Annotated in this window: 7 protein-coding genes; 2 read left to right on the forward strand and 5 right to left on the reverse strand. The window is 75.2% G+C overall.

From position 1 onward, the window contains the following. Positions 1-80: 80 nt before the first annotated feature. From NWP09_RS11735 to NWP09_RS11745, 3 genes are all read right to left on the reverse strand, one after another. Positions 81-842 (reverse strand): enoyl-CoA hydratase/isomerase family protein, encoded by a 762-nt coding sequence (locus NWP09_RS11735; RefSeq protein WP_258275687.1) that lies wholly within the window; start codon positions 840-842, stop codon positions 81-83. A gap of 85 nt (positions 843-927) precedes the next feature. After that, complete coding sequence (locus NWP09_RS11740) at positions 928-2,112, reverse strand: acetyl-CoA C-acyltransferase (protein WP_258275688.1); 1,185 nt, start codon at positions 2,110-2,112, stop codon at positions 928-930. Between the two features lie 130 nt (positions 2,113-2,242). After that, positions 2,243-2,377 (reverse strand): hypothetical protein, encoded by a 135-nt coding sequence (locus NWP09_RS11745; protein ID WP_258275689.1) that lies wholly within the window; start codon positions 2,375-2,377, stop codon positions 2,243-2,245. Between the two features lie 143 nt (positions 2,378-2,520). Here NWP09_RS11745 and NWP09_RS11750 point away from each other — a divergent pair, with 143 nt between their 5' ends. Both NWP09_RS11750 and NWP09_RS11755 read left to right on the forward strand, forming a co-directional pair. Then, positions 2,521-3,042, forward strand: coding sequence for a DinB family protein (locus NWP09_RS11750; RefSeq protein WP_258275690.1), 522 nt, complete (start codon positions 2,521-2,523; stop codon positions 3,040-3,042). Positions 3,043-3,114: 72 nt separating this feature from the next. Further along, positions 3,115-3,372 (forward strand): hypothetical protein, encoded by a 258-nt coding sequence (locus NWP09_RS11755; RefSeq protein WP_258275691.1) that lies wholly within the window; start codon positions 3,115-3,117, stop codon positions 3,370-3,372. A gap of 17 nt (positions 3,373-3,389) precedes the next feature. Here NWP09_RS11755 and NWP09_RS11760 read toward each other — a convergent pair whose 3' ends face one another. After that, positions 3,390-4,547, reverse strand: a complete 1,158-nt coding sequence (locus NWP09_RS11760; protein ID WP_258275692.1) for an acyl-CoA dehydrogenase family protein — start codon at positions 4,545-4,547, stop codon at positions 3,390-3,392. Then, positions 4,544-4,925, reverse strand: a 382-nt coding sequence (locus NWP09_RS11765; RefSeq protein ID WP_258275693.1) for a CoA transferase, incomplete at its 5' end; no start/stop codon positions are given. The genes NWP09_RS11760 and NWP09_RS11765, both read right to left, overlap by 4 nt.

A 4,925-nucleotide genomic window follows, 5' to 3' on the forward strand; every position in this document is an offset into this window, starting at 1 on the left:
GCCCACCTGCGCGTCGGTGTCGTCGGCGGGGCCGGCCGCGGGCTCCGCGCCCTCGGGCGCCACCGCATCCGTCACGTCGGTCATGTCGCCTCCCTGGCGGGTCGCTTCGCGCCGCGGCGCTCGAGGAACTCGGTCATGCGGCGCACCTTCTCGGGGCTCTCGAAGAGCACCGCCTGCTCCTCGAGCTCGAGCTCGGGGTGCGCGCTCGCGGGGGCGAGCAGGGCGCGCTTCGTCGCCTGGGTCGCGGCCGGGTCGAGGGCCGCGATGCGCGCGGCGAGCTCGGCGGCGCGCTCGAGCGCCTGCTCGGGCTCGAGCACCGCGCTCACGAGGCCCACCCGCAGCGCCTCGTCGGCGCCCAGGATGCGCCCGGTGAGCAGCATCTCGCTCGCGAGCGACTCGCCCACGAGCTGCGGCAGCCGCCACGTCGCGCCGGCGGCGGCGATGATGCCGAGCCCGGTCTCGGGGTTGCCGATCCTGAGCGTCGGCGTGCCGATGCGGATGTCGGCGGCGTAGGCGAGCTCGGCGCCGCCGCCGAGCGCGTAGCCGTCGAGCACCGCGATGACGGGCATCGGCAGCGCGCGGATGCGCTGGAAGCAGCGCGTGTTGATGCCCTTGCGCGCGTCGTCCGCGCGCCGCTCGCGCAGCTGCGCGATGTCGGCGCCCGCGGCGAAGGTGCCGCCCGAGCCGGCGAGCACGAGCGTGCGGCGCTCGACCTCGAGCCGCGCGCACAGCGCGTGGAGCGCGTCGACGAGCTCCTGGTCGATCGCGTTGCGCTTCTCGGGCCGGTCGAGGGTCGCGAGCACGAAGTCGCCGCGCTCCTCGACCCGCAGCGTCTCGCTCATCGCACCCCTCCGAAGATCTCAACCGGTCCTGTGGTCGGCCGACGCGATATTCGCGTTCGCCGACCACTGAACCGGTTGAGGAGCATCACGCGCGCTCCAGGAGGATCGCGGTGCCCTGGCCGACGCCGACGCACATCGTCGCGAGGCCGATGTCGGCCTGCTCGCGCTCCATGCGGCCGAGCAGCGTCACGACGAGCCGGGAGCCGGAGGAGCCGAGCGGGTGGCCGAGCGCGATCGCGCCGCCGTCGGCGTTCACGATCTCGTCGTCGAGGCCCAAGCGGCGGATCGTGCCGATCGACTGCGTGGCGAAGGCCTCGTTGAGCTCGACCGCGCCGATGTCGTCGATCGAGTACCCCGTGCGGGCGAGCAGCTTCTCGGTCGCCGGCACGGGCCCGAGCCCCATGATCTCGGGCGCTATCCCGGCACTCGCGCCGCCCACGATGCGCGCGCGCGGCGCGAGCCCGTAGCGCTCGACGGCCGCCTCGCTCGCGACGACGATCGCGGATGCGCCGTCGTTGAGCGACGAGCTGTTGCCCGCGGTCACGACGGAGCCGCCGCCCACCACGGGCTTGAGCGCGGCGAGCCGCTCGAGGCTCGTGTCGCGGCGGGGCTGCTCGTCGACGGTCACCTCGCCGCCGCGGGTCGGCACGGCGACGATCTCGGCCTCGAAGCGGCCCTCGTCGATCGCGGCGATCGCGCGCTGCTGCGAGCGGAGCGCGAACTCGTCGGCCTCCTCGCGCGTGATGCCGTCGACGCGCGCGACCTCCTCGGCGGTCTCGGGCATCGCGAAGGTCGCCTTGTCGCGCGCCGCGAGCCTCGGGTTCGTGAAGCGCCAGCCGATCGAGGTGTCGAACGCCTCGCCCGGCTTCGCCCACGCGCGCTCGGGCTTCGCCTGCACCCACGGCGCGCGCGTCATCGACTCGACGCCGCCCGCGACCACGATGTCGGCGTCACCGGCCTTGACCATGTGCGACGCCATGATGATCGCCGACATGCCCGAGGAGCACAGGCGGTTCACGGTGATGCCCGGGATGTCGTCGGGCAGGCCCGCGAGCAGCACCGACATGCGGGCGACGTTGCGGTTGTCCTCGCCGGCCTGGTTCGCGCCGCCGAGGATCACCTCGTCGATCGCGTGCGCGGGGATGTCGGCGCGCGCGATGGCCTCGGCGACCACGAGCGCGGCGAGGTCGTCGGGGCGCACGCTCGCGAGGGCGCCGCCGTAGCGCCCGACCGGCGTGCGCGCTCCGCCGATGAGGAAGGCCTCGGCCAATGGGGGCTCCTGACTCCGTCGTCACGGTCTCGCTCCGCTCGGCCGAATTAGTGACCGATCGTTCAGGAATACAGTACGGCCCGCCTCGTGCGGTCGCAACACGAGGCGGGCGCGGATGCGCGGCGCGGGCTCACGCGCGCGGCTCGCGGTGGGGATCGCGGCGGCGGGCGAGCAGCGCGACGAGCAGGATCGCGCCGCCGATGACGACGACCGAGGGGGCGGCGGTCGCGAGCGTGCCGAGCAGGATCAGGGGGAGCGAGGCCATGGCTCCGACGCTAGGGAGCGGCTCGGGGCGGCCGCGTCCGCCTGGCGGCGCGATCGCGTCATCCGGGCGGATGATCCGACGCGCCGCGGTTGCCGCGCCGCCGTGCCCTGCGTGCCGGGGTCCGCGCGTGCGAGAGTGGTCGCATGCCGATCGAGCCCGACACGAAGGACTGGACCTGGGTGCTGCGCGAGCGCTGCCCCGAGTGCGGGTTCGACCCCGCGCTCGTCGAGCGCGGCGCGCTCGGCGAGCGCATCCGCGCGGCCGGCGCGGCGATGCACGCGCGGCTGCACGGAGACGCGGTCGGCGAGCGCCCCGACGACTCGACGTGGTCCCCGCTCGAGTACGCGGCGCACGTGCGCGACGTCTGCACCGTGATGCGCGCTCGGCTCGACCAGCTGCTCACGGAGGACGATCCCGAGTTCGCGAGCTGGGACCAGGATCAGGCGGCGATCGACGGCGACTACGCGGGCCAGCAGCCCGAGCACGTCGCCGTCGAGCTCGACCTCGCCGCGGCCGAGCTCGCGAACGCGGCGGATGCGGTGCCGTCCGACGCCTGGGAGCGGCCGGGCAGGCGCTCGAACGGCTCGGTGTTCACGGTCGAGACGCTGCTCGTCTACGCGCTCCACGACCTCGAGCACCACGTGTGGGATGTGCGCTGGAGCTGAGGGCGGAGGCCCTTTCGGGCCTCCGCCGCGACGCCAGCACCGGCGCCCGTCCCGGGCACCGGATCACCGGCGATGACCGCCGAGCATCCGCCCGCCGACGCGAGCGGCGAGAGCGCGATCGCGCTCGCGGTGGTCGCCGGCGCGCTCCTCGCGCTGCCGATGGTGGGCGATGCCGCGTCGCTCGCCGCGGCGCTCGCGGCGGTGGGCGTGGGCTTGCTCGGCATCCGCCGGCATGCCCGCGGCCGCGCGAGGCACGTGTGGCCGGCGCTGCTCGGCACGCTCGCGGGTGCGCTCATCGCGCTCGTCGCGGCGATCCTGCTGCTCGCCTGACCCTCTCGATGAGGGCGTCAGCCGCGGAACGCCGAGATGCCCGTGAGCGCCTGCCCGATCACGAGCGTGTGCACCTCGTCGGTGCCCTCGTAGGTGCGCACGCTCTCGAGGTTCGCCGCGTGCCGCATGGGCGAGTGCTCGAGCGAGACGCCGTTGCCGCCGAGCAGCGCGCGCGCCTCGCGCGCGATGTCGATCGCCGCGCGCACCGAGGCGAGCTTGCCCATCGAGATCTCGTGCGGGCGCAGCAGCCCCGCCTCCTTGCGCCGCCCGAGGTGCAGCGCGAGCAGCTGCGCCTGCTGCAGCGCGAGCACCATCTCCGCGAGCCGCGCCTGCGTGAGCTGCATCGCGGCGAGCGGCCGCGCGAACACCTCGCGCGAGCCCGCGTAGGCGAGCGCGGCCTCGAGCGCGTCGCGCCCGGCGCCGAGTGCGCCCCACGCGATGCCGAACCGCGCCTCGTTGAGGCACTCGAACGGCGCGCGGAGCCCCCGCGCCTCCGGGAGCCGCGCCGAGTCGGGCACCCGCACCCCGTCGAGCGCGATGTCGCACTGGATCGAGGCGCGCATCGAGAGCTTCGGCTCGATCGGCGTCGCGCTGAACCCGGGCGAGGCGGTCTCGACGAGGAAGCCGCGCACGCCCTCGTCGGTCTGCGCCCAGATGACCGCGACGTCGGCGATCGACGCGAGCCCGATCCAGCGCTTCGCCCCGTCGAGGACCCAGTCGTCGCCGTCGCGCCGCGCGAACGTCGTCATCGCGCCCGGGTCGCTGCCCGCGTTCGGCTCGGTGAGCCCGAAGCAGCCGATCGCCTCGCCGCGCGCCATGCGCGGCAGCCACGCCTCGCGCTGCTCCTCCGAGCCGTGCTTCGCGATCGCCGACATCGCGAGCGAGCCCTGCACCGACACGAAGGTGCGGATGCCGCTGTCGCCCGCCTCGAGCTCCTGCATCGCGATGCCGTACTCCACGGCCCCCCGCCCAGCGCATCCGTAGCCCGTCAGGTGCATGCCGAGCAGCCCCGCCTCGCCGAGCACCGGCACGAGCTCGCGCGGGAAGACCGCGCGCTCGAACCAGTCGGCGATGTGCGGGCGGATCTCGCGGTCGACGAGCGCGCGCACCCGTGCGCGCGTGGCGCGCTCGTCGTCGGTGAGCAGCGACTCGATGTCGAGGAGGTCGGTCGTCATGGGGCTCCTTCGTCGGTGGCGGGGCGCGAGAGCCAGGCTCGCACGGATGCGTCGTGCTCCCCGAGCAGGGGCGGTGCGGTCTCTGCGGTGCGGGCGACGCCGTCGATGCGGATGGGCGACGCGAGCTGGCGGCCGACGCCGGCGGCGCCGCGCACGTGCCGGACGGGGTCGAGGCCGAGCTCGGCGGCGAGCTCGAGGCCCTCGCCGATCGTGCGGACGCGGCTCGCGACGAGCCCGGCGGCGAGCATCCGCTCCTCCCACGCGAGCGCGCCGTCGCGCGCGAGCGCCGCCTCGAGCAACGGCACGAGCGCGTCGCGGTGCGCCACGCGCTGCGCGTTCGTCGCGAAGCGGCTGTCGTCGGCGAGCTCCGGCGCACCG

It is taken from the genome of Agrococcus sp. HG114 (assembly GCF_024723325.1).
Taxonomy (GTDB): Bacteria; Actinomycetota; Actinomycetes; order Actinomycetales; family Microbacteriaceae; genus Agrococcus.